Below are 22,982 nucleotides of genomic sequence, written 5' to 3'. Positions count from 1 at the left end.
AATTATTCGTTTTCCTCAATTAAATTTCCATCTTTATCATAATATTTATAATTCCGAAATGTATATTCATTTTTATTCGATTGAGGAAAGTCCATCCAATTAACAGTTGCCTCGTTAGGAGTAAACTCTTGCTCTAATTTCTCTCCATTTATAATTACTTGCATTTTAGCAATTTCATTTTCATTATTAGTTACAAACATAAACATAGGAAGGTCAGGAACGAAAGAACTAAATGTCTCGTTATCCATAACTTCAATATGATTCCATTTATAGTTGCGATCTTTATTTTTATTAAATTGAATATAGCCTGGGCTATTGTTAGATAAAAATGCTACAACTCTTAAGTCATTAAAATCTTTTATCTCTAGAATTTCAATTGAGTTATTTCCATATCCCTCAATTGAGTTAATTACTCTCACTATGGACTCTTTATCATTTCCATATAACTGCTTAGAATCGTTAACATAAAACATTAAAATTACAGCAAATAGTAAAATAGCAACTGTGGTAAATCCTAAAATCCTTTTATTCAACAATCTTCCCCTCCGAGAACACAAAACTACCCTTCCCTTCAGTTCCATAGGAAAAAGCTGCCTTAATGACAGCTCCGATTTTTAGCTAATACACCCTTTCAGTTCCATAAGAAAAGATGTTATCTTTATTAGCAATCTCCACCGTTACATATAATACAGATTGAAATTTTATTGCATTATTAGTGGTGGGTAACCTGCCTCACCCAAAAAATATGCGAATATTGTAAAGCCTAAAATAAGAAATGCAATAATGATGACTGCAATAGATAAAATTAAGTATTGTTGCCTTTTAACCGAGTATATACCAACAATTAAACTTGAAAAACCTATAAATAGACAAACGAAGGCGGCTACCATATTATTTATTTCAGGTAATAAAGTTCCAAAGAATAAAATAAAGAAAACTGCTTGCAGACCAATTCCAAGTCGAGGTAAATTTCGAACCATTAAATTACCACCCTAACATTGAGTATCGAAAACAACCACCTAAAAATTATACCATAATAAACCAATTTCATATTGAACTAACCTGCCCCGATAGTTCCACTATACACTCTCTAAACTTCTTTATTTTCTTTTGGTTTTTTTATACTCAAGTATCCGCCTAAAATTAAACCTAACGCCGATAATCCATAAATAACAGATTTAATATCAGTATGAATATCTAAGTTAGATGTAACCAAAGCCAACATAAGAGAAATCAATGTTAATAAATATGATTTGGATTTCAATTTTTCACACTCGCTTTCTAATGTAATTTGCTATAGTTTATAAAAACAATAATTTTTACTAACCTGCTCCGTTAGTTGCATAAAGAATAAGCTGCCTTAAAGACAGCTCAGATTTTTAGCTAATACGCCCATTGTTTAATATCTGTTTAAATTTGAAAGGATTGAACCAAACATTCTTCATTATCGACAATTTTCTTTTTTTCTTCAAAATCTATATTTAGCTCACTAAAAATCTTTCTCCAAAATATAACGGCAGGAATATTCTTGGCTAATTGAACAACAAAGTAACTACCTTTTTTTTGTTTAAACAATTCCTTTAATAATGAAATGGCAGCACCTTTTCTTCTATATTTTTTCAAAATGAAAATATCATTAATGCTGTAATCATAGTCCTTATTTAAAAACGGCCTTTCTAACATTAATAAAAACCCTACAATTTTCGTATCTTTCTTCAAAAAATATGGTGTTAATCCATCCTTCTTCCAAATTAATTCAAATGAATCAAATTCAAATGAACCATCTGTTGATATGTCTAAACCCTCGGTAAACTCCGAAAGGTCATGTAAATATAGGGAATATAAATTCTGAAGGATATGCTTTTCATCTTTGGAAACGGGGTTGAATGAAACAGTCATGGTTATACCTCTTTTATAATTAATTAATCTCTTACTTCATTAATTTCGATATAAACTTTCATTTGTCCTTCATGAACTAACCTCCCCGATAGTTGCCAAAAGAAAAAGCTGTCCTAAAGACAGCTCCGTGGAATAAGGGTTAATGATTTTTATTTACATACACTCCTGCCATTGTCGAAGGTGAAAATTTTAATTCTATATTTCCCTTCAAGTTCTTTCTTAATTTTTTCTGTTAAATTTAATCCTTGCTTATTGTGTTCTTCTTCAAGTTCAATCCCATTAGGAAGCCATTTATCTTCATCCCAATCAATCCATTCACCATACATCTTTGCCCATTCATTCAATTCTCTTATTAACTTATTTGAAATCGGAATGTCCTCTATATCCAAGTTACAACCACATTGATTGCACCATATAGAGTCGGCCCCAACATCACCTTCAACTTTTAACTCATTTGTTTCTTTTTGTTCACAAAGACATTCCATATTATTTTCTAACCCCTCTACTACACGCTTTTTTATTATATTTTACATTACTTTTGTTAAAGTAACCTGCCCTGTTAGTTCCATAAAAAAAAGCGATTCTTATTAAAGAATCGCGCAGACTTTAAAAAAACTCGATATTAATTAAGATTGCCTACATTTTTTTAAGTGTAAAATATGAACGTCGTTTGAAACGTAGGGCACTCGCTTTCCGCGAGAGGTCCGATAGCCTCCGCGGCGCTCTTGGCGCCTGTGGGGTCTCCCTTGGACGCGCTTTTCCCGCAGGAGTCTCGAACACCAGATCCAATCAACTTTGCAGATGGGGAACCCCTTTTGTCTACAAAATCAGCGATTCTTATTAAAGAGTTCATGAGTTAGTAGACAAATATCGACCGAGACTTACGAATAGAATGAAAAGGTAATTGGGATAAAGATTGAATATGTAGAAAGATCTCCCCATTGAGGGAACTTCATGTCTTTTCCCTTATCGCTTTCCGATCATGTAAAATTTCTTGAATGATTTCAATATGAACGAAAGACCATGATTTTTCATGAAAGTGAAGAAACACACTTATGGAAAGAATCGAAATATATATTATACTAAAGACGACCCAAAGCAAACTCCCATCCTTAAAAAGGAAATCTTGCAATTGATTTGAAAACAGAAGAAAAAGCCAAGGTCCAGAGGATATTATAATAGGAATGATTCCCGATCCGTTTTTCTCTTTTATCATACAATAATAAATTTTTTTTAACGTATCGCTATCAATGGAACTATAAAATTTTTGAATTTTTTCCACTTCCATTAGTTTCTTTATACCTTTGAAAGATCGGTCTTTGTATGATGCTTTTTTTAATTGAAGATAAATTTTATGGGCATCTCCCCGTAATGAAAACATATATCTGATCTATTCCCCCCTTCCAAAAAACTCCTTACTAAAAGGTTTTGTAATAATCCGTATTTTTATGTAGTCTTTGTCTTTTGTCTTAGTATCTACTTGAGGGGATTACATACGAATTATTATCCATCCAATTACCATAAAAACAGCCAGCTCGTATATATAAACCTAAAAAAACCATGATCATCACAATCGATGATTATGGCCTTTTAGGTAAAGAAAAGAGAAGGGATCGCCTCTCATTCATAAACAATTTTACTTAGTTTCAGATTCATTTTTGCCCGTATCTTCAGCTAATTGTTCAAATGAAGGGACCTTACCATGTGGATTCTGCGATTGTTTACGATCTTTCCATTGGCGTTCTTGTTGTCGCTTAGATTGAGTCATCTAAATAAGCTCCTTTACATAAAGTTCAGTAAAAAGTTTGAAGCACGATAAGCGTACTCGGTGAGGCATCACTTATCATAAGTTCGAGTCTGACAAATATTATTAATTAATGCATGCCTTTCCACTCACCTTGATTTTTAGATGCTTTTTCTTTTTTTGCTTTATTTTTATGCGCTTGATTAGCATTTGCACTGCCAAATTCCTTAGAGAATTCAGAATCAGTTTTGCTTGAATCAAATCCTTGTTTATTCTTTTGATCTGCATCATTTTTCTTTGTTCGTTTTGCCATGTAAACCCCTCCTTCTTATCTTTAGTATGAGATCAGAAAGAAGAAATATACCCAGATTAAAAACCGATAGTAACATGAATCCGTCATGTAATTCGGGTAAAAAAGCAAAGTGAATAATAAGATCCAGTTAGGTAATTTCAGCTAACGCAACCGTTAGTGCAGTACCATCCAACGCTATCTTTTTAGGTTTGCCTTTTCCGTCAATTATTGAATCTGAGGGTTAAATAATGTGCCGCCTTTCAAAATAAGTTATAAAAGTATTTTGGTCATTATAAAGTCCGTTTGTTCTTCATCACCCATATAAAAAGAATGGGCTCCAGTTTGAACAAATCCAATTTTCTTATAAAAACCAATGGCATTTTCATTTTTTTCCCATACGCCCAGCCAGATTTTCTTTTTATTACGTTCCATCGCAATCTCCATTGCTTTATTTAGCAGATATTTACCAAGCCCATGTTTTTGAAATTTGTTCTTTATATAAATCCGCTCGACTTCGAGTGATTCATCACCCATTTCTTCAGTCTGAGCATCATTGGTATTGATCTTTAAATATCCAGCGACTTCATTATTAAAATAAACAAAAAAGAATTGTGAAGACATATTGGATAATTCTTTTTCTAATTGGTTTAAGTTAAATGCCCTTTCCAAATAGGCATTCATATTTTCGGGAGAATTCTGATGCTTAAATGTCTCATTAAATGTTTCATAACTAATTTCTTGAAGTTCACGTGAATCTTCAAGGGTACACTTTTTAATATTCTTAGTCATTTAAATATGTCGCTCCTTTATATAATCAATAATTTCTCTTGTTTCCCTTTTTAACATATTCCATTCCAATTTCTCGAAGAATTCCCTTCATAATTAACTCCTCAGCACGTATTTTTGTTGCAAATGCAATAAAAATGGCATATATTTAATTTAACGTAACTTTGTTGCGTTTGCAACAAAAAAATAATGATGAAGGGGATCGGTATAGTGAAATATGTTTTTTATGTATTGGGAATATTAATATTAACCCTTGGTATTTCTTTCACTATACAATCAGACCTTGGAACTTCACCTTTTGATGCACTTTTGGTGGGACTGTCCATAAATGTGGGGCTTACTGTGGGGAGTTGGGAAATAATTATAGCTTTAATGTTGATATGTTTTAATTCATTTTTAAAAAGGCAAAGACCAGAAGTTTTGGGAATGTTAACAGCATTTATAACGGGTATAGGTATTGATTTGTGGCTTTATTTATTGCACAATTTGATAACTCCTGAACTATGGTTCAGCAAAGTTGTTTGTTTTGGAATCGGCCTAGTTGTTATAGGATTAGGAACTGCAACATATTTACACACAAATTTTGCACCGATCCCAGTTGACCGATTAACATTAATCATACAAGAATTAACTAAAACAAATATATTCTATTCGAGAACAGTCATTTACCTCCTATTCTTGATATTGGCAATGATTTCAAATGGACCAATTGGCGTGGGAACTTTATTAACCGTTTGTTTAGGGGGGCTAATACTTAATTTTTTTATGCCATTTACTAAAAAATTAATAGACCGCATATTAACACACTCCAATACACCACTAAATTATGATAAAGATAAAAACCATTCATTATAGAATGGTTTTTATTTTTCTTGTTCAATTAACTTGCCCCTAAAAAGACTGCCAGCGATGGCAGCCAGATCTTAAAAGTAACGCACCCGTTAGGGAAAGAACAAGTACTATAAAAGTCTCTTATAAAGCAAGATTACGGATTAAAAAATCCAGTTGAAAAGAGCGTAAACTCCGATTAATGCAAAAAGAATTGTTACTATTATTATTGAGAAGCAACCCAAACTAACCAACTTATCTTTCAATAGATCGTCAGGTTGTTCCAGCAGACTCTCTTTCACTTGATTTTGTATAGGCGATATCACCTGATCAAATTCCAGTCTTATTAAAATTTCCCTATCACCTTTAAATTTCAGAGCTCGTACTATTCTAAAAGAATCGTTTCCCATGGATTTTTCGAACAAAATACACGCTTTCACCATCTGTGATGTCTTTTTCTTTTCTAAATACCAGTAACGACCTGCCATTGAAGGATACTTTAATGCAAAATAGATGTCCCCCAACTTTCTGCGGAGTTCTAACTCATTAGGATAGGTGGAAATTAACCCGTGTAGCCTATCCCTTGCTTTCCCTAAATCATTTTTTTCAATGTCCTCTTCTATCTTCTTAATCGTTTTAACAGGTACCTTTTCTATACAAACACCTCATTATCTTTTTTTCTTTATAGTCTTTATTTCTAGACAGTTCAAAATAGTCCCTTCTCCAACAACCTGCCCCTTTAGTTCCATAAGACTTATGTAGAGATGACATATAAAAAAGACGGTTTTACCGTCTAATAGTTTGCACCAGTTTTCTTAGTAAAAACAAAATTAATATTGCGAAAAGAGAAGATAGAATTAATCCTGGAATATTTATAGTAGTTAACAAATTTACACCGCCTTTTAGGTTTTGTTACAAAAAAGTATGACTAAATTGTTGTATGGTCAATGTTTTTGATTCTCTTTCTTGGATAGGTATTCTGCTACATCTTTTGGAACTTTAAAATTCAAATGCAGTTTCTTGGTTCTAAGTTCGATATAAGGGCTATCTTTATATGTAATAATTGTAGCGATTTGTTCAAGTTCCTTTTTATCTGTTTTTGACTCTCCAAGTTTGACTGTATCTTCTTGGTACATCTTATAAATATACTCTCTAGTTGAAGTTGAAGGAGCATCTGCAATACGCCATTTATCAATTTCAAGTGTATTAACAAATTCACTTACTTCATCTTGATTATCTATAACGCTTAAAACCAAGTCTGGATTTTCTTCTGACGATACTTCTATCTTTTGGGTTTTATCAAGCCCAGGGTCTTCTTTCAAATCTTTTTTTTCATTGCTACACCCGAAAAAAAGGACAGAAACAAATATACATATCAAACAAACTTTCTTCATAATTGCCTTTCCCCCTCAAAGAATCAAAACCATACACTTACTAAATCTAGAAAATTTTCACCTGTCTCGATATATTTGAAATTCATGATCAGGATTGATGGTTATTTTATTGTTATTTATTAATGTAATCTCAAGAGGAAATGTGGCAGATGTTTTATCGGAAAATATCCACCTTCTCCCAGGTTGGGCTAATATAATAAATACTCCATTCCTTCTTTCCCCCATGAAATTAAGGGATTTTTTACTTATTGTATGATTGTCACGCTCGTACACACCAATTTCATTTAATTTTTCGCTAACACTTATCGTGTCTTCTACAATTAAACCTATTTCACTTATGTTTATAATACTTTTAACCGAAAAAGGCTCCATACTATCTTCAGCAATTTCATATCTTGAAATGAATTCTACTATATTACCAGAAGGATCATAGAAATAAAGAGCATGGGCAGGTAAATGAGCAAAATTAGCTTCATCTTCCCCATCTTCAACAAGTAAACTCACTCTTTCTTTTGCCCATGATTTTGCCTCATTAAATTTGTTAGCTGGTATGTTAAAAGCAAAGTGATAATAGGGGTCACCTTTTACTTCTTTTGTTGTAAACTCAAATTCACCTGTACCAACAGCAATTCGAAAGCTATTCTTATCTTCATTAATTAAAGAAAAACCTAACGTTCCAATATAGAAATTTTTCATTTGCATCAAACTTTTAGTCTGTAAAACAATCGATTTAATTTCCATGGATAATAACACCTTCCTTGTCTATCTAATTATGTAAGAAAATCATTTATAAAACGATCTGACATTCTGATTAAATCATAATTATCATTTCAAGTAAATTTATTCTATTTTTACCTATATATACTAACTCACCTTATTGTAATCTCACATATTTATTGTTTGCAATCACTGCCCCTTTAGCTGCATAAGAAAAGGAGCTGCTGATCAGCTCCTGATAATGAAGAAAAGTATCTTTTAGTTCATTAAGAAAAGCATGTCTTATTAAAGAACCGCTCCCTTTTATTGAGTACCGACCATATTATCAAAAGCTATGGAAGCTTGTTCACGCGTTATTGCCATAAAGAAATCCGTTTGCCCAATTAATATTAGATGCACTCAACTATAATCTTCAATTAATGATATTTTCCCTTCATTCAAGTCCATATATGGACTTTCCTTTTAATTGAATCTTATCTCCACACATTAATCCGTTAGGCAAATCAACAGCCAGTATTGCTTCATATTCAATTTGCACTTCTGCCTTATCTTCTATAGCATTATAGTCAATAACCGTCTGACGGCGACTAGAGAAAATCTTTAAAGACTTTTCCGCCAGTTCTCTAAACTCTTGTATTCCTCTGGTCTCTGTGTTCATTTCGCCATTCGTGAAATTCCTAAACATGATCTCTTTATGAAGGAGTTTAACCATACTTTCAATATCAAACGAATTGTAGGCCATAATATAATTTTCAATGATTTCTTTGCTCTTTTCACTAATCATAATATACCCCTCACATCAATATAATTTTCCATTATATATTCTTTACGACACATATATTCCCTTCAATCCCCACAAAATAATACGATTAAGTATGTAGGTATCACCTAAGTTTCCGAGAAGTTTACTGGTTTTCAGATCTACTTTTGCAAAAGTAAGTGGCTTCTGTTTCTTCAACAATCTGGCCCAATTGTTGAACAAATCTAATAGTATTCTTGAACTTTTTTGTAAATAATAAGATTGTTAAACAATAAATTGAGGAGGACTTGTATGCAACAAAATCAACCAGCTAAAGGTAACAAGGGCCCAATTATGAAACCGGAATTTGCCGGAACTGATGCACAAAAAGTAAAACAACAAATTCAAAAAGATGTAAGCGAAGGACAAGGTGCAATGACTTCCCGAGAAGCAGGAGCAATGCGCGATTAAAAAACACTCTGAGTGGTTTTTTATTTTTCTTCTTCAAAATTATTGAGCTAGCCTGCCCCTTTAGTATTAAGGATATTTTTTTACATGTAAAAGGCCATCAAATGATGGCCTTTTTTTAAGGTACTAACACAGGTGGTGAAATACAGAATATTAACTGTTTAAAACTTTTGTGTTCGAAATGGGGTTGACTGTGCGTAATGGCCAACGAGTAGGACTGAGACAAGCTTATGGTTTTATAATCCGTAAAAAAGCCTTCTAATTCACTTCTACTACTTATTAAAGCACCCGTTAGCTTCCTGCACTGCAGTATTTAGATTAGCTTTTGGAGAGCATCTCCATATTCTATTCCATCCACTTTTTGTAGAGGGCATCAAATTTCCCTTGAAGCTTCATTTCATCCATCCACATTTCCAAGTAGCTTGCATAAATGAAATCACCTCTTGGGATCATATAGCCTTTTTCACTGTTTGTGAATGGCTTGTCAGTTTGAGCCGCATACAATCTGGGATCAGCTTTTGCATACAGCATTGCTTCTACTGTGTCAGTGATCATTACATCATACGTACCTTCTGCAACAAGATGTGGGATATCAAGATTGTTTTCTACAACCGTTACTTTAGCATTGCTTAGATACTGACGGACAAATTCTTCGTTTGTTCCGCCTGGATTTACACCAATGCGTACAGAAGGCTTGTTGATATCTTCAATGGTAAGATACTTGTCTTTATCTTCCTTGCGAATCAAAGGCACCTTACCGAATGAAAGGTAACCTTGGGAAACATAAGCGCTTTTTTGTCTGGCTGTGTTGCGAGTCACACCGCCAACAGCGATATCAAATTTGTCCGCTTGCAGGTCTTTCATCATTGCAGGCCATGTGGTAGCGACAAATTTCACCTCGACACCAAGGTCTTTGCCAAGCTCTTCGGCAGCGTCCACGTCAAAGCCTTCATACTCATTTGTTTCAGGGTTCAAATAGGTAAATGGTTTGTAGTCCCCGGTCATTCCTACCCGAATGTACCCACGTTTGATTATTTCATCAAGCTGAGAAGAGTCAACTTTTTTCAAATGCCCTGGTGCTTTTTCAGATGCCGGTTCAGCCGAGACGTTTTGGGAGGAGATCAGGTCGTGACCGACATAACCAGTTCCTAGCAAGGATAAGCTGATCACTCCAGCCATCAGTGCTTTTTTCCAATTGTTAAACATGTGATTTTACCTCCAATTTTTATATATTTTTATTTGATTTACTAATTATTAAAAATACAACAAAATAAATGAATTACCTTCAAAAGCAAACACTTTTTTATGTAGGTCAGATTAGCGTAGCAGTAGATATGAAAAGGACTACACATATTAGTGATATCTAAAATGTGTAGTCCTAATTTAATTTCTGCTTAAACTAAAGCAGCCGTTAGTTCAGTAACTAAAGCGAAGGATTTGTTTTTGTGCCTTGGTGAAAAAACATTTTCCATCTTCCATCTCTCAATTTCCAAATTGAACTTCGCAATGAATGTTGTTTTTTACCTTCGTTAAAAATTCGGTAGGTAGTTAACACTATTTCTTCTGACAATGGATGTATTTCAAAATCACTCAATGTCATCTTTACCTCACCTATTCCTTCTTCACCAATCCCCTCATCTTTGTACAAGACTTTACCAGAACTTCCAAATTCAAAAAAATTGTCTGCAAGTAAATGATTAAGCTCTTTTTTAGATGTACGAATTTCTGGTTTTAACAACTTCTCTTCCAGTTGACGTAAATGTTCTTTTAACGAAGATTCCCTTTCCATTTTCCACTCCCCTTTTTTACTATCCATTATAAAAATATTCCGAATACTCTTTCGCTCTTCAAGCTAACCTGCCTCGTTTGTTGCATAAGAAAGGATCTGCTGATCAGCGTTAAGTACCAATTAGTTCAACAAAACCCCACTATTACATCCACTCTTTTCCATGTTGTCGAATGAATTTGATATCATTTTGATAAAGTTCGAGATGCCCTTCAGCAATCATTTTTTGAAAAGCAATATCACCTTCACGGGCTTTTCTTGTAATGGTTTTACATAACCCTTCTACTCGTAGCAATACCATTTCCAAATAATTTCCTTCTATTCCCTCACCGTAAGATTCAAAAAACAATCTAACTCTTTGTTTTATACGGTTAGCATGCTGTAATGGATTATAATAAACTTTCTCACCTGTTTCAGAAAGATAAAATCTACTTAAGGGGACGCAAGTATAAAGAGTATAGGCTATGTCCCAAAGTCTTGGACCAGGTCCAGCAACATCAAAATCAATAATGCCTATTGGTCTTTTATTATTAAAAATAATGTTGTACATTGCAAAATCATTATGGCATAGTACCTCAAATTGTTGGGGGGTGTTATCTATCGATTCCCAGCTACCATCAAATGTAAAATCACTGACAGAATCATGATAAAGACGGAGCATTTTTGCTATTTCTATTAAGACATCTTCAGACCACATGTATTCTTTTAAAGGATAATTACCAGCTTCTCCTTCAATAAATGATAATATCTCTCTTCTTTTTTCATCAATACCTAAAAACTTTGGTGCATAACTGAAACCATTGTTCTCCAAATGCTTTAATAGCTTATGAATTTTGGGACTATCTGGCTTTAATTCTCGTCTCACTGTATCTCCCGAATGATAAACCTTAGACACATTCCCTCCTGCTAGCATCTCTTCGTTTTCATGGTTTGACATCTATATATTCCTCCCCAACTATGACTTTCTATAATCCGTAAACCAATTCCTGTTTGTTCAACCCTCCTGCCCCTTTGGTTACATTAGAAAAAGCTGCCTTAAGACAGCTCTGATTTTCAGCTAACGCACCTGTTAGTTCAAAGGTTGCTTCAACAACCTCCCTTATTGATGTAAAGCACACGTTAGCTTAACAAACAATTTAATAATGTGAATTATTTACCTTGTTCCTTTTTCCAAGCGAAAACCCAGCAGTTAACTCGTCAAGCGCAAAATTGAAAGTATGAATTAAAGCAGCCGTTGGCTGGTCTATTGATTCTGCTACTGAAATTTTTAGTGAGGAATGGATATCTGATGACGAGTTTTTTGTCACCGAATCTGAAATTCATGGGAATATGAACTCTATCATCAATTGAAAAAAGAACTTCGAATAAGAAAAACATAGGGAGATTTTAGTCTTCCTATGTTTTCATTCATATTATTTATCTGTTTGTTGTTGCTTCTTTTTCAAATACTCCGCACGTATTTTTTCAAGTTGCTTCTTTTTATCAAATTTGGCAGGCTTCTGTTTTTCATGAAATTTTGTCACAGCTGCCTGACCTTTGGTATCCAATTGATATTTTCCCACTTTGTTCACCTACTTTTCTTGTCTTTAAAGAGAATCTATTCAACAAATATAATATACCTTATTTTACTGAAATAAACCTTATTACTTTATTAGTGTACTGCTAACTTTGCATATATCAGTAAAAACATTAAAAACTTAGTAAAATAATTCATCGTCAATTGGTATTCATTTCATTGCTATAATCAAAATAAAATGCCTTCAGACTCTGCATAAGCCTCAATAATTCCATTTTTTGTTTGTTCAGTTCTCTTCTAAAGGTCCAATTTGTTCGGTAAATAAGGTTTAAAATATTAATACAATCTAGGTCTACTCCATCTTTTAAATGGTTCTTAATACTAATAACCTTTACGTTCTCGATCATTTCAAATTTAGGTTTCTGAGGGGAGATATTGTTTTTTTGCAAGTCTTTTTACTACTTGTTTAAAAAAATCTACCTCCCCAATATTTTTCTCCAAAATATCACCCCTTATTATTAACTTTTCTACTTATATCCCTGATTTAACTAACCTGCCCCTTTAGTTCCATAAAAAAAAGAGCTTCTGAACAGCTCCTGTTAGTTTTATTTCAAATTTATTTATCTTCACTATTCTCATTATTTTGAAAATAAATCTTTTTAAGTGTTAAATTTATATTATTCAGTGCAATTAGAATAACCCCCAACATAACAAAGGTTACTATTTCCCCTGTAAACCAAGATACTATTCCTAAAATTACAGCATAAAGAATGTATAACCAATTACTCATTTATTCAATATCCTCCCTAATCTACATAATTAACTAATATTACCACGAAATTTCTTTTTCTTTATGCAACTATCCTGCCCCCTTTAGTTCCATGAGAGAAATGACCAAAAAAAAGACCTCCTTTGCAATAAAGGAGTCCTTTATCATTCAATTTCAGTTGCATCTTGATACAATTCAGGGCGATCTGCCATGTCTTGCATCGCTTTTTCTCTTTGTTTTTTTGCTGTTTCAATGTCATCTTCAACTAATGTGTCACTTCCAGGTAAAAGAATAACTTCTTCATCTACTGGTACTGGCGCATTTGCTAAATCAGATTGGAAAGAAAAAAGACCAATGAAAGTGATTAATAAGCCAAATAACAAAAGGATTTTCTTAAACATAATCTACCTCCTTAGGATATGTTTAATTATACCATTTGGTGGCCTTCTTATGGCGCTAACGCACCTGTTAGTCCTGCCACTTTAACTTAACAATGGAAACAAACTTTACAATACAAATATCATTGAAGCCAAAACTAAAAATGGAAATAAAACAATTAGCAATATTGATACTCCTGTCTTCCAATTTTTCTTTATTTGAAGTAATTCTTTCTTAGCCTTTTCCTTATTTTTAAGCGACCATATAATAATTCCGACCCAATAAATTGCTAAAAATATATAACTTGAAGTATCCATAAAATCACCTTTTATAACAATTTTCTGTAATCACTGTTAAACTATCATTCTTTCACAAATCTGCCCCGTCTTTTCAATACGAAAGGATCGCACCCTATAGATAATTAACGAAGTGAATTAGTGGTCTTTTTTTTAAATCCTTTAATTGTTGTATAAATAGGATATAACAATAACAAACCTCCAAATAGCAATATCCCATATTCTTCATTAGGAAGATATTTATCTAATAAATCAATCAAAAATAGATCTCCTGTTATGATGAAGATTAGACCTGATGTGAAAAATATTAAAAACGTGTTGAAAAAACTTTTCTTTTTAAATTTCTTGCCCTTAAAACCATTAATTAAGCCTAAAACCACAGACAAAACAAGTAATTCAGTGATATTCATACAACTTAACCTTCTTTTTTATTTTCAGCATAAGCGAAAAAAATTCTATTTCATATATAAAAATATTCCCACCTTATAGAACTAAACTGTCCCGATAGTTGCTAAAGAAAAAGCTGCCTTAAAGACAGCTCCGATCTTCAGCTAACGCACCCTATAGTTTAAGTAGAAACCTTCACAATCTCTTCTAAACTTTAATATATTTCAATCCCTAAAATAGGTTGTTCCAGAATCTAGTGCAAAAAGCCGCCTTCTTATTAAAGAAAAGCGCCCTTTAATTGAACTATTAATATTATATTATCGCCCGTTTTATAATTTAGATAAGTTACAAAACTGACGAATGATTTTCCGGAGTCCTTGGCATTGTAAACGTTTCATTCCCTCATAAAACCAGTAATTTGACGATATAGCTTCTCGGGATGGGTGAGATTGACCATATGGTCAGCACCTGGAATTTCTATGATTCGAGCGTTTGAGTGCTTTCGAAAGTAATTGGCAACACGAAGGTTATCGGGTGAATCCTCCTTACCGATTATCAATAATGTTTTGGCCGTCAATTCTCCTAATCTTTCGATGGCCGGTGGTTGCGGCCAAATCAATTTAACAGCCGGCCATTCAAACATTCGCTTCATATGGTGCCGGAACATTTGAACCATCAAATTCAGGTGAGGACTCACCTTTACAACACGATACGATGGACCACTGAGCAAAAGCTCAACCATCTTACCGATATCGGGGGCAGCTTCATGAATCGCCTTCATATTCTTTTCAAATTCCTTTGAATAGCTAAACCCAGATAATCCAGGCGCAAGCAAAACAAGTTTTGAAACCCTTTCAGGATAATTTAGAGCAAATTCAGTGGCAATTTGGCCACCCATTGAGTGACCGATAAGTGTCGCCTGATTGATTTCTAGATGATCAAGCAGCGACAGCAAATCTTCAACATGGTTGACATCTTTTAAAGGGGTCGGTGATTTCCCGGTCCCACGTCCGTCAAAAGCAACGACCTTGTAGTGTTTCGCTAATAGAGATGCAACAAATGTCCAGTTCCGTACATCAGCACCACCGGTAAGGAGAACCACAGGATGACCATTACCATTAACTTCGTAATACAAATCCATTGAAATCCCTCCATTCATTATAATTTAATCTTATAATTTAATAACTAAAACTATGTTATCTTCTTAAATAATCCTGCTTTTTTCGGGCTTAACTTACAATTCAAGAAGCACCTTTTAATTTCCTTCCTTATTCTAGGATATGGCCCGAATGTAGAACACAAGTTAAAAACCTCTCTTCAACTAAACTGCCCCTTTAGTTCATTAAGCAAAAAAGCCACCACGTGGCAGCTCTGGATCTCAACTATCGCACCTGTTTGTTCAACAAGAATATCAATTACAAAAATTCATAGTAACTATCTAATAATTCTTCGCTTCCGTTTTCTGCTTCTTTCTCATCCATTTCCTTATCTTCTAACCATTGTTGATAATGGATTATCTCATGAGCCATGCTGCGTAAAATTGCCCATAAAGCATCATTTTTCCCTCTTTCTGAAACTAATTCTTCATAATCTCCTGTTGCAATTCTTATGTAAGGTTCAACAGTTTTATCATAAGGTGCAAAAAAAGTAGCACTTGCCAGTTCTCTTGTATCTCTGGTTTTAAGTTGATAATCCGTTTTTAGATATACAACAACCCTTACAGGAAATTCCATATATGTACGTAACCAAACCGCAAAGCTTAAACAAGTTCGTCTTACTGATGGATTTACATCCTTTTCACACCTGACTCTTAATCCTGAGCGTAGATATTGCACATCACTTGTGGTCATAGCTAATCACCTTTAGTTTCATTTTATTGCATAATTCGCTATCTCACCGAAATTTCCCTTCTCCCACTAACCTGCCTGCCCCGATAGTTGCATAAAGAAAAAGCTGCCTTAAAGACAGCTCAGATCTACAGCTAACGCACCTGTTAGTTTAAGTGTATTAAATCACAAACTTAGCTGTTCTTGTTTAATATGAAAGGTGTGCTCAAAACTCATTTCATTAATTACAGGAATGCTGCCTCGTTAGTTCCATAGGAAAAAGCTGTCTTAAAAACAGCTCTGATCTTAAGCTAACAAAAGCTGTCACGATTTAGTGCCGTCACCTTTTTTTATGTTAGAAGTCTTTATTCCACGTGATGTAGGAGGCAGTGGCCTTTGATTATCGCCTTCCCTTTTCAAATTATTATTGGAGCTTAAAAATTCGGGTCTGTATTTAAACGCCCACATTGGTCTCCTAAAGAAAGTATCGCCTAGTCCTTCCGGGTTAAGTGGAGCAAGTGGTGACATATAAGGAACTCCGAATGAACGTAGGCTACATAAATGAACTACGACGACAAAAAAGACTAAAATCATACCATATAAACCCATTGTGCCTGCGCAAATAATAAATACGAACCGTAGCAAGCGAGCCGAAATTGTAATGGCATAGGAAGGGGTCGCAAAACTTGCAATGGCGGTGATTGATACGATGATGACCATTGCCGGCGATACAATGCCAGCCTCGACTGCAGTCTGCCCAATTACAAGAGCACCAACAATGGACATAGTTGAACCAATTGCTTTGGGCATCCGTATGCTTGCCTCTCGTAAGAGTTCGAATGTAATTTCCATAATCAATGTTTCGATAACTGCCGGAAAAGGCCCCGTTTCCCGTTGCGCTGCAATAATGATGAGCAGCTTTGTCGGAATCATTTCCTGATGAAACGTTGTAGCTGCCACATAAAGAGACGGGGTAATTAGAGAAATAAAAAAAATAAAAACACGTAAAAAACGTATTGCTGAGACTATATCAAAGCGATCATAGTAGTCCTCGACAGATTGAAAGAACTGAATAAATAACGCAGGCGCCACCAGGACAAAAGGCGTTCCGTTTACAAAAATGGCTACCCTTCCTTCAAGGAGGTTGCCAGCGACCTTATCCGGTCTTTCTGTATAATCAAGGGTGGGGAATGGGGTCATGACCTGATCTTCTATCAATTGTTCAATATATCCAGATTCAAGAATACTATCGATATTTATTCTTTTTAAGCGCTTTTTAATCTCCTCGACTATCCTCTCTTCGGCAATTCCATTTATATACATGATGGTAACATCCGTCTTTGTCACCGTCCCAATTTTCATCGATTCTATCCATAAATCCGGACTGTTAATGATGCGGCGTACTAGGGCTATGTTTATTACATTCGATTCCGTAAATCCTTCTCTTGAACCGCGAACCACCGAATTTGTGCTAGGTTCCTGAACGGAACGCCTTTCTCCCCCTTTTGTACTTGCAACCAGGGCTATGTTTATTCCGTCAACAAAAATGATGCTATCTCCTGATAATAATGACAAAAATAATTGTTTCCAGTCCGTTACGGTTTTTACACCACCGAGAGAAACCACGTCTTTAGAGATTACCTCCAACGCTTCTTGTGGAAGTAGTTTTCCTTTAAGATGAGGATTTTTCATGATGGATTCAATTAAAAAGTCAGTAACGCTTGGATTATCAATCAGACCCTGCACATACAAAATAGTCGTTTTAATCTCAGGATTTTGACTGATTTTCAACTTTCGGATAATAATGTCGGGACTGTTACCTGTTTTCTGTTTCACCTTTTCCAGATTGGCTGAAATGGAGCTGTCAATAAGTTCAGTTGTTTTACCTTTAGATGGGTCTTTTTCATCAATCCGTCGCTTCTCACGTTTCTTCATTTGTCCCCTTTGTTTGAAAAAAGAAACCATAGACCGGACCTCTTTCATTTCTATTTCTTTTTATTCTGTCCAAAAAAATTGTTTTTTATGGATACCATCATTCCCAACGATACTATTAAATCTAATATTTAGGTCTTTTTTATGGAACTAACCGCCCCTTTAGATCCATAAGAAAAAGCTGCCTTAAAGACAGCTCCGATCTTCAGCTAACGCACCCGTTAGTTCATTAAGATTTATTGTAGTGTTGACACAAACTGTGTTAAAACTGCTTAATCAACATCTCTTTTTCTATAAAAAATCAATGTTACCTTGATAATTAAAATTATGAAAAAGACAAAAACCATAATAATATCTAGTGTTCCTTCGTCTGCGCTTTTATTAAAAAATCCATTAATTGTAGTGAGTACTAGAAGAATTATATAAATATTGGTTTCATTTTTTTGAAGAAATTTAATTGGGACTACCGCCTTTAGAGTTGAAATTAGTAGTAAACTATCAGCAACTATTTTATCTGGAAAAGGAGAAAATTGTAAGAGGTTCAATGTATTTTTTAAGAAAGTACAGCACAGTTCGACTACATTGTGCTTGTAGAACTAACCTGCCCCGATAGTTCCATAAGAAAAAGAGCTGCCAAAGCAACTCATTTATTGAAGTAAAGCACCTGTTAGTTCATTAAGAAAGGCGATTCAGATTAATGAATCGCCTTTTTTAATGGAAGTATATTCATTCTTTGTTCATAATCTGCCTAACCACTTGTGTGTGCTACCGTATACAGGTGCAGCCTCGATGTGTAAGCATTCTATCAATCATTTAAGCCTATGTTGCTTTCCTTACGTTAATAGAGAGCATTCTAAATAACAAAATAGATGCAACCAAAGCGATTATCCCATTAATAAAGAATGAAACTTCAGCACCAAATATCTGCCATAACAAACCTGTAAGCAAAGAAGCAGGAAATAAACCAATCCCTGTAACCATAGCATAGAAACCAAGTGCAGTTCCTTTACTTTCTGGATTCGATATATCAGCAACCAGTGCCTTTTCAACCCCTTTAGTAAAAGCTGAATACAGCCCGTATAACGTAAATAGAACGATTAGACCAATCGTTGTATTTACTTCCGCAAAACCAATATATACAAATCCATATAGCGCATATCCTATAGTTAGTATACCTCTGCGTCCGTAGCGATCTGAAAACGCTCCGGAAATATATGAAAATAAAGACGCAGTAAGATGAAAGAGTAGATATAATAATAGAACATTAGCAGTAGATACTCCTAAATCTGCTGCTCTTAGTAAAAGAAACGAATTTGATGAATTAACAATAGTAAAGAGAAATACAATAAACAATAATTTTTTTACATTTGGATTTAGAAGTTTCAAGTCAAGTTTAGGTTTCGTGGTAGGTGGAATTTCTTTAACTATTGGTTCATTCTTTCTTTCCTTTATGCCCAATAACAGGAACCAACCAATAATTACAGGGATTAAAGAATACAAGAAAACATTATGAAAGTTTTGATTTCCACTCATCTGTAATATGAAATAAGCAGCTCCGATCCCGATAGAAGCACCTAACATATCCATCATTTGATGTAATCCGAAGACTCTTCCTTGTTTATTTTTCCCTCCAGACTCAGATATAAGAGCATCTCTTGGAGCCGTTCGTATCCCTTTTCCCGTACGATCTATCAGTTTCCATATGAAAACGCCCACCCAAGAACTTGAAATAATCAAAGATATTCTTCCTAGACCTGATAAGCCATAACCAAACAAAGCAAACCCTTTTCTATTTTTCCGACGATCCGAACGACGACCAGAGAAAAATTTCAAAAAACTAGCCAGGGTTTCTGATAAACCATCTATAATCCCAATAATTAAAGGACCTGACGAAGCAAGAAGAATTGGGATTAAAGGAGTCGCCATATAGGTACCCATATCTGTAAAAAAACTAACGAAGCTTAATATCCAAATGTTACTGTTTTTCAATTCGAAACCGCCCCTTAAATAATAAATTGCAGATGTTCAGCTCCTGGTAATGAACTAAAGCACCCGTTGGTTGATAAACATAATTAATCGACAAATCTAAGAATAAATCCAATTAATAACTATTTCGCCTTAACAGTAATAATCCCTTTTTGCAACATATTCCTTAGGTAACTAAACTGCCCCCTATAGTTCCATAAGAAAAAAGCTGCCCTAAATACCGCTCCTATCCTCTATATATTTTTAGTGTAGGCTATATTACCTCAAATTGTATTAAAAGGAGATTGTTTATATCTATTTACATAAATGATAATGAAAATCATTTTCAATTGTGTTATCATAGCTTCTAGTTATTATTTATAAATTTTAGGGAGGAAAAGTATGTTTATTGATCTTTTAAAGCATAACAAAAATGTCTCCATCCTTTTGGCTGTGTTGCGTGTGTATCTCGGATATACGTGGGTTATGGCTGGATGGGGGAAGTTAACAGGCGGACAATTTGATGCTTCTGGTTTCTTACAGGGTGCTTTGGCAAATGCAACTGGAGAGCATCCGGCTGTTCAGGGATGGTGGGTTATATTTCTTGAGAATGTAGCCATTCCTAATGTAGAGATATTCAATATGTTAGTACCTTGGGGAGAATTCCTCGTCGGGATAGGTTTAATAGTGGGTTGTTGCACTAAAACAGCTGTCTTTTTTGGTCTAGTTATGAACTTCTCTTATCTGTTTAGTGGTACGACAAGTACCAATCCACAACTTATTCTATTATCTATGTTTATCCTTGTTTCTGCTATGAATGCAGGAAGGTATGGGGTAGATGGTATGATTATACCTACTCTTAAAGAAAAACTATTTGCTAACAGAACAAGAGGGGTAAAAAATGTAGCTTAACAAAAAATAGAGTATAAAAAAAGAGGTCGGGATAGTGATCCCTACCTTTTTTTTGCTGATCTTGTGATTATGTAAAGTATTTCTGCATCCCACATTCACTTATTTGAATGCAACGTCTGTTACTGCTCCCAATTTCCTTCACCTTTTTATGGAAGGTATTTTGTAGAAAATCCGATTACCTTTGCTTCTTATCTAGAAGAAATCCAATAGTTGCAACTAAAGTCACTAGAAAGATACCTATACACACAGTAACTATGCCCTCTGTTTTGTCTTTTGCATAAAAACAAATATATGTATTAAAAGAGATGAAAATTAAAAAGATTAATAACTTTGTAACTAAGTTAATTTTATTTATTGAACTCACAGTAAACCACATTCCTTAATGGTGAATTAACGATATCATATTAAATTAAACTCATTATCAGTAACCTTTGAGAAAATAATAACAATAAAGAGTAATTATTTATAAACGTAAAATATTCCAAAGTATTCAAATTTTGAACTCCCCTGCCCCATTAGCTCCATGAGAAAAGAGCTGATCGCCACAGCTTACTAATGAACGAACGCACCTGTTAGTTTAAGTACAATACTTCACGAACTTGCTTTCGGTAAAAGAAAAGTTTGGTATCTTACTTCTATAGTTCAACAATGAAAAAGCTTCCGTGGAAACCTTTTTTCGCGTTGACACCTTTTTTACACACATTTTTTAATTGTCCAATCAAATAGAATTGCTCGGTTATAGAATATTAAAAAGCAGAGGAGTGATTATTTGAATTTATTGGACATAAAAGGATCATATGAATTGATCGCTGGTTTGGGCAGCTGGTGTGGTCCTGCCCTCCATACAAAGAGGCTAAATTTAAGAAGGCATTCATTTCCCTTGGATTGGGTTCAATCTGGTTTTCTCCCTGAAGTAAATAGATTATTAAAGAATAAATTCGAGGGATATATGGAGTTAGAAAATATGCATGAGAAAAATATACTCGCTCATTTTGTTGATGAAGGAAATGTTGTTCTTGAACCAGGGGGTACTCAACCATCAAAAGCACATTTTGTTCATGATAGCCAATATAAGATCGATTCCGTTCATGATTTTCCGAAGATACCAAACCAAGATTGGATCGTTCAATATCCAGCTTTTAAAAATAAGCTGAATCAACGCATCCAAAATTTCCTTACAAAAATCGAACAAAGTAAAAATACTTTATTCATCAGATATGAATGGTCAACGGCGAACTATGAAGATATTATTGAATTACAATCTATTTTATCTCAACTTACAACGGGTAAGTTTAACTTATTGTTTATGCAGCCGGTAGATGGTTTAAAAGGAGTTAAAGACATGAACTGGCCACATGATGGGATTTGCTTTGTACAAGTTCCTCGTAATGATCCCAGTAATAATGCCATTTGGGATCAGGTTTTAAAAGGAATAACTTTAACAAATTAAAAAAGATGACCCTTTTAGCTGCGCCTTCTCCTTTATGAAGTATTTCATAAAGAGATAAATATATTAAGCAGGGTTTCATTAATATAGGCAGGGTTTCCTGGCTTTTTTTTATTAAATACTTTCAAATTAATATACCAAAATGAAAAGTTGCTTTCCTAAAAGGATCTGAATAAAGCTATAAATGATTGGATGTAAATGTAAGCTAGCTGCGTTAACTAACCTGCCTTAACTACATAAGACTTATTGTAAATTTGACCAAAACTAAGATGATTGAAGATCTGTAATAGCTCATTTAAAAATAGACGCTTGCTTTAATGAGGCTTGGCGGAAAGGGAGCGGATTTCTGAAATCACCTGGAGCTTTTTCTTAAAAAAACTGCAGGCTGGTCTCATCCTGATTTATGTTTAAGACTAGTTTATCCTATAAGTTTTTTTCGGTAATCCTTATTGGATGGAAGAAATTTGCGACACTCCTGCCGAATAACTGGCTTGCCGAGACCCCACAGGCGCTTGAGCCGAGGAGGCTTGGCAGACAGTCGGCGGAAAGGGAGCGGATTTCTGAAATCACCTGGAGCTTTTTCTTAAAAAACTGCAGGCTGGTCTCATCCCTACTTATGTTTAAGACTAGTTTATCCTATAAGTTTTTTTCGGTAATCCTTATTGGATGAAAGAAATTTGCGACACTCCTGCCGAATAACTGGCTTGCCGAGACCCCACAGGCGCTTGAGCCGAGGAGGCTTGGCAGACAGTCGGCGGAAAGGGAGCGGATTTCTGAAATCACCTGGAGCTTTTTCTTAAAAAAACTTCAGGCTGGTCTCATCCCTACTTATGTTTAAGACTAGTTTATCCTATAAGTTTTTTTCGGTAATCCTTATTAGATGAAAGAAATTTGCGACACT

At 34.4% G+C, this 22,982-nt stretch carries 26 protein-coding genes; 4 read left to right on the top strand and 22 right to left on the bottom strand.

Annotation, left to right across the window (positions count from 1 at the left end; genetic code table 11):
• Positions 1-2 precede the first annotated feature (2 nt).
• The 7 genes from MPH60_RS23120 to MPH60_RS23090 form a co-directional block, all read right to left on the bottom strand.
• Positions 3-533: a hypothetical protein gene (locus tag MPH60_RS23120; RefSeq protein ID WP_241591879.1), complete on the bottom strand. Its 531-nt coding sequence runs from the start codon at positions 531-533 to the stop codon at positions 3-5.
• 168 nt (positions 534-701) lie between these two features.
• Positions 702-980, bottom strand: a complete 279-nt coding sequence (locus MPH60_RS23115) for an alpha/beta hydrolase (RefSeq protein ID WP_241591882.1) — start codon at positions 978-980, stop codon at positions 702-704.
• A gap of 430 nt (positions 981-1,410) precedes the next feature.
• Positions 1,411-1,899 (bottom strand): GNAT family N-acetyltransferase, encoded by a 489-nt coding sequence (locus MPH60_RS23110; RefSeq protein ID WP_241591884.1) that lies wholly within the window; start codon positions 1,897-1,899, stop codon positions 1,411-1,413.
• 149 nt (positions 1,900-2,048) lie between these two features.
• Positions 2,049-2,384 (bottom strand): hypothetical protein, encoded by a 336-nt coding sequence (locus tag MPH60_RS23105; protein WP_241591887.1) that lies wholly within the window; start codon positions 2,382-2,384, stop codon positions 2,049-2,051.
• A 1,151-nt stretch (positions 2,385-3,535) separates the two neighbouring features.
• Positions 3,536-3,667 carry a DUF6254 family protein gene (locus MPH60_RS23100; RefSeq protein WP_221408526.1) on the bottom strand — a complete coding sequence of 44 codons (132 nt, stop codon included), beginning with the start codon at positions 3,665-3,667 and terminating at the stop codon, positions 3,536-3,538.
• 106 nt (positions 3,668-3,773) lie between these two features.
• Positions 3,774-3,956: a hypothetical protein gene (locus tag MPH60_RS23095; protein ID WP_034310968.1), complete on the bottom strand. Its 183-nt coding sequence runs from the start codon at positions 3,954-3,956 to the stop codon at positions 3,774-3,776.
• Between the two features lie 249 nt (positions 3,957-4,205).
• The gene (locus MPH60_RS23090) at positions 4,206-4,724 is read right to left on the bottom strand and encodes a GNAT family N-acetyltransferase (protein ID WP_241591889.1); all 519 of its coding nucleotides are present in this window, start codon (positions 4,722-4,724) and stop codon (positions 4,206-4,208) included.
• Positions 4,725-4,931: 207 nt separating this feature from the next.
• Here MPH60_RS23090 and MPH60_RS23085 point away from each other — a divergent pair, with 207 nt between their 5' ends.
• Positions 4,932-5,576: a YczE/YyaS/YitT family protein gene (locus tag MPH60_RS23085; RefSeq protein WP_241591891.1), complete on the top strand. Its 645-nt coding sequence runs from the start codon at positions 4,932-4,934 to the stop codon at positions 5,574-5,576.
• Between the two features lie 137 nt (positions 5,577-5,713).
• Here the strand turns inward: MPH60_RS23085 and MPH60_RS23080 are convergent, their stop codons facing one another.
• From MPH60_RS23080 to MPH60_RS23065, 4 genes are all read right to left on the bottom strand, one after another.
• Positions 5,714-6,205: a DUF6584 family protein gene (locus MPH60_RS23080; RefSeq protein WP_241592104.1), complete on the bottom strand. Its 492-nt coding sequence runs from the start codon at positions 6,203-6,205 to the stop codon at positions 5,714-5,716.
• 288 nt (positions 6,206-6,493) lie between these two features.
• Positions 6,494-6,943: a hypothetical protein gene (locus MPH60_RS23075; RefSeq protein ID WP_241591894.1), complete on the bottom strand. Its 450-nt coding sequence runs from the start codon at positions 6,941-6,943 to the stop codon at positions 6,494-6,496.
• Positions 6,944-7,000: 57 nt separating this feature from the next.
• Positions 7,001-7,684 (bottom strand): VOC family protein, encoded by a 684-nt coding sequence (locus tag MPH60_RS23070; RefSeq protein ID WP_241591896.1) that lies wholly within the window; start codon positions 7,682-7,684, stop codon positions 7,001-7,003.
• A gap of 409 nt (positions 7,685-8,093) precedes the next feature.
• Entirely contained in the window at positions 8,094-8,444 is a 351-nt protein-coding gene (locus MPH60_RS23065) for a nuclear transport factor 2 family protein (protein ID WP_336275415.1), read from the bottom strand.
• Between the two features lie 267 nt (positions 8,445-8,711).
• On the opposite strand from MPH60_RS23065, the gene MPH60_RS23060 reads away from it, so the two are divergent.
• The gene (locus MPH60_RS23060) at positions 8,712-8,870 is read left to right on the top strand and encodes a hypothetical protein (protein ID WP_241591898.1); all 159 of its coding nucleotides are present in this window, start codon (positions 8,712-8,714) and stop codon (positions 8,868-8,870) included.
• Between the two features lie 342 nt (positions 8,871-9,212).
• On the opposite strand, the gene MPH60_RS23055 is transcribed toward MPH60_RS23060, so the two are convergent.
• From MPH60_RS23055 to MPH60_RS23005, 11 genes are all read right to left on the bottom strand, one after another.
• Positions 9,213-10,073, bottom strand: a complete 861-nt coding sequence (locus MPH60_RS23055) for a transporter substrate-binding domain-containing protein (RefSeq protein WP_241591900.1) — start codon at positions 10,071-10,073, stop codon at positions 9,213-9,215.
• A 217-nt stretch (positions 10,074-10,290) separates the two neighbouring features.
• Positions 10,291-10,656: a nuclear transport factor 2 family protein gene (locus tag MPH60_RS23050; protein ID WP_241591902.1), complete on the bottom strand. Its 366-nt coding sequence runs from the start codon at positions 10,654-10,656 to the stop codon at positions 10,291-10,293.
• 142 nt (positions 10,657-10,798) lie between these two features.
• On the bottom strand, positions 10,799-11,590 hold the full coding sequence (locus tag MPH60_RS23045) for a phosphotransferase (RefSeq protein ID WP_241591904.1): 792 nt from the start codon (positions 11,588-11,590) through the stop codon (positions 10,799-10,801).
• A 475-nt stretch (positions 11,591-12,065) separates the two neighbouring features.
• A complete protein-coding gene (locus MPH60_RS23040; protein WP_241591906.1) occupies positions 12,066-12,215 on the bottom strand; it encodes a hypothetical protein in 150 nt (49 codons plus the stop codon).
• Positions 12,216-12,785: 570 nt separating this feature from the next.
• Positions 12,786-12,959 (bottom strand): hypothetical protein, encoded by a 174-nt coding sequence (locus MPH60_RS23035; protein WP_241591908.1) that lies wholly within the window; start codon positions 12,957-12,959, stop codon positions 12,786-12,788.
• A 143-nt stretch (positions 12,960-13,102) separates the two neighbouring features.
• A complete protein-coding gene (locus MPH60_RS23030) occupies positions 13,103-13,339 on the bottom strand; it encodes a hypothetical protein (protein WP_241591911.1) in 237 nt (78 codons plus the stop codon).
• A 398-nt stretch (positions 13,340-13,737) separates the two neighbouring features.
• Positions 13,738-14,022 carry a hypothetical protein gene (locus MPH60_RS23025; RefSeq protein WP_241591913.1) on the bottom strand — a complete coding sequence of 95 codons (285 nt, stop codon included), beginning with the start codon at positions 14,020-14,022 and terminating at the stop codon, positions 13,738-13,740.
• A 371-nt stretch (positions 14,023-14,393) separates the two neighbouring features.
• On the bottom strand, positions 14,394-15,140 hold the full coding sequence (locus tag MPH60_RS23020; RefSeq protein WP_241591915.1) for an alpha/beta fold hydrolase: 747 nt from the start codon (positions 15,138-15,140) through the stop codon (positions 14,394-14,396).
• A gap of 274 nt (positions 15,141-15,414) precedes the next feature.
• Entirely contained in the window at positions 15,415-15,849 is a 435-nt protein-coding gene (locus tag MPH60_RS23015; RefSeq protein ID WP_241591917.1) for a hypothetical protein, read from the bottom strand.
• Positions 15,850-16,149: 300 nt separating this feature from the next.
• Positions 16,150-17,790: a spore germination protein gene (locus tag MPH60_RS23010; protein ID WP_241591919.1), complete on the bottom strand. Its 1,641-nt coding sequence runs from the start codon at positions 17,788-17,790 to the stop codon at positions 16,150-16,152.
• A gap of 786 nt (positions 17,791-18,576) precedes the next feature.
• A complete protein-coding gene (locus tag MPH60_RS23005; protein WP_241591921.1) occupies positions 18,577-19,746 on the bottom strand; it encodes an MFS transporter in 1,170 nt (389 codons plus the stop codon).
• A gap of 378 nt (positions 19,747-20,124) precedes the next feature.
• On the opposite strand from MPH60_RS23005, the gene MPH60_RS23000 reads away from it, so the two are divergent.
• Together MPH60_RS23000 and MPH60_RS22995 are read left to right on the top strand one after the other, a co-directional pair.
• Complete coding sequence (locus MPH60_RS23000) at positions 20,125-20,634, top strand: DoxX family protein (protein ID WP_241591922.1); 510 nt, start codon at positions 20,125-20,127, stop codon at positions 20,632-20,634.
• A gap of 769 nt (positions 20,635-21,403) precedes the next feature.
• Positions 21,404-22,084, top strand: coding sequence for a DUF1796 family putative cysteine peptidase (locus MPH60_RS22995; RefSeq protein ID WP_241591924.1), 681 nt, complete (start codon positions 21,404-21,406; stop codon positions 22,082-22,084).
• Positions 22,085-22,982: the final 898 nt, after the last annotated feature.

This window comes from Peribacillus sp. Aquil_B1, assembly GCF_022603275.1.
Lineage (GTDB): Bacteria > Bacillota > Bacilli > Bacillales > DSM-1321 > Peribacillus.
This window is presented reverse-complemented; position numbering and strand designations above follow the sequence as displayed.

Excerpts from the sequence above, each read along its gene's own strand:
- MPH60_RS23115 (WP_241591882.1), bottom strand. The coding sequence starts at position 980 with ATGGTTCGAAATTTACCTCGACTTGGAATTGGTCTGCAAGCAGTTTTC.
- MPH60_RS23110 (WP_241591884.1), bottom strand. The coding sequence starts at position 1,899 with ATGACTGTTTCATTCAACCCCGTTTCCAAAGATGAAAAGCATATCCTT.
- MPH60_RS23105 (WP_241591887.1), bottom strand. The coding sequence starts at position 2,384 with ATGGAATGTCTTTGTGAACAAAAAGAAACAAATGAGTTAAAAGTTGAA.
- MPH60_RS23100 (WP_221408526.1), bottom strand. The coding sequence starts at position 3,667 with ATGACTCAATCTAAGCGACAACAAGAACGCCAATGGAAAGATCGTAAA.
- MPH60_RS23095 (WP_034310968.1), bottom strand. The coding sequence starts at position 3,956 with ATGGCAAAACGAACAAAGAAAAATGATGCAGATCAAAAGAATAAACAA.
- MPH60_RS23090 (WP_241591889.1), bottom strand. The coding sequence starts at position 4,724 with ATGACTAAGAATATTAAAAAGTGTACCCTTGAAGATTCACGTGAACTT.
- MPH60_RS23075 (WP_241591894.1), bottom strand. The coding sequence starts at position 6,943 with ATGAAGAAAGTTTGTTTGATATGTATATTTGTTTCTGTCCTTTTTTTC.
- MPH60_RS23070 (WP_241591896.1), bottom strand. The coding sequence starts at position 7,684 with ATGGAAATTAAATCGATTGTTTTACAGACTAAAAGTTTGATGCAAATG.
- MPH60_RS23065 (WP_336275415.1), bottom strand. The coding sequence starts at position 8,444 with ATGATTAGTGAAAAGAGCAAAGAAATCATTGAAAATTATATTATGGCC.
- MPH60_RS23060 (WP_241591898.1), top strand. The coding sequence starts at position 8,712 with ATGCAACAAAATCAACCAGCTAAAGGTAACAAGGGCCCAATTATGAAA.
- MPH60_RS23055 (WP_241591900.1), bottom strand. The coding sequence starts at position 10,073 with ATGTTTAACAATTGGAAAAAAGCACTGATGGCTGGAGTGATCAGCTTA.
- MPH60_RS23050 (WP_241591902.1), bottom strand. The coding sequence starts at position 10,656 with ATGGAAAGGGAATCTTCGTTAAAAGAACATTTACGTCAACTGGAAGAG.
- MPH60_RS23045 (WP_241591904.1), bottom strand. The coding sequence starts at position 11,590 with ATGTCAAACCATGAAAACGAAGAGATGCTAGCAGGAGGGAATGTGTCT.
- MPH60_RS23035 (WP_241591908.1), bottom strand. The coding sequence starts at position 12,959 with ATGAGTAATTGGTTATACATTCTTTATGCTGTAATTTTAGGAATAGTA.
- MPH60_RS23030 (WP_241591911.1), bottom strand. The coding sequence starts at position 13,339 with ATGTTTAAGAAAATCCTTTTGTTATTTGGCTTATTAATCACTTTCATT.
- MPH60_RS23025 (WP_241591913.1), bottom strand. The coding sequence starts at position 14,022 with ATGAATATCACTGAATTACTTGTTTTGTCTGTGGTTTTAGGCTTAATT.
- MPH60_RS23020 (WP_241591915.1), bottom strand. The coding sequence starts at position 15,140 with ATGGATTTGTATTACGAAGTTAATGGTAATGGTCATCCTGTGGTTCTC.
- MPH60_RS23015 (WP_241591917.1), bottom strand. The coding sequence starts at position 15,849 with ATGACCACAAGTGATGTGCAATATCTACGCTCAGGATTAAGAGTCAGG.
- MPH60_RS23010 (WP_241591919.1), bottom strand. The coding sequence starts at position 17,790 with ATGGTTTCTTTTTTCAAACAAAGGGGACAAATGAAGAAACGTGAGAAG.
- MPH60_RS23000 (WP_241591922.1), top strand. The coding sequence starts at position 20,125 with ATGTTTATTGATCTTTTAAAGCATAACAAAAATGTCTCCATCCTTTTG.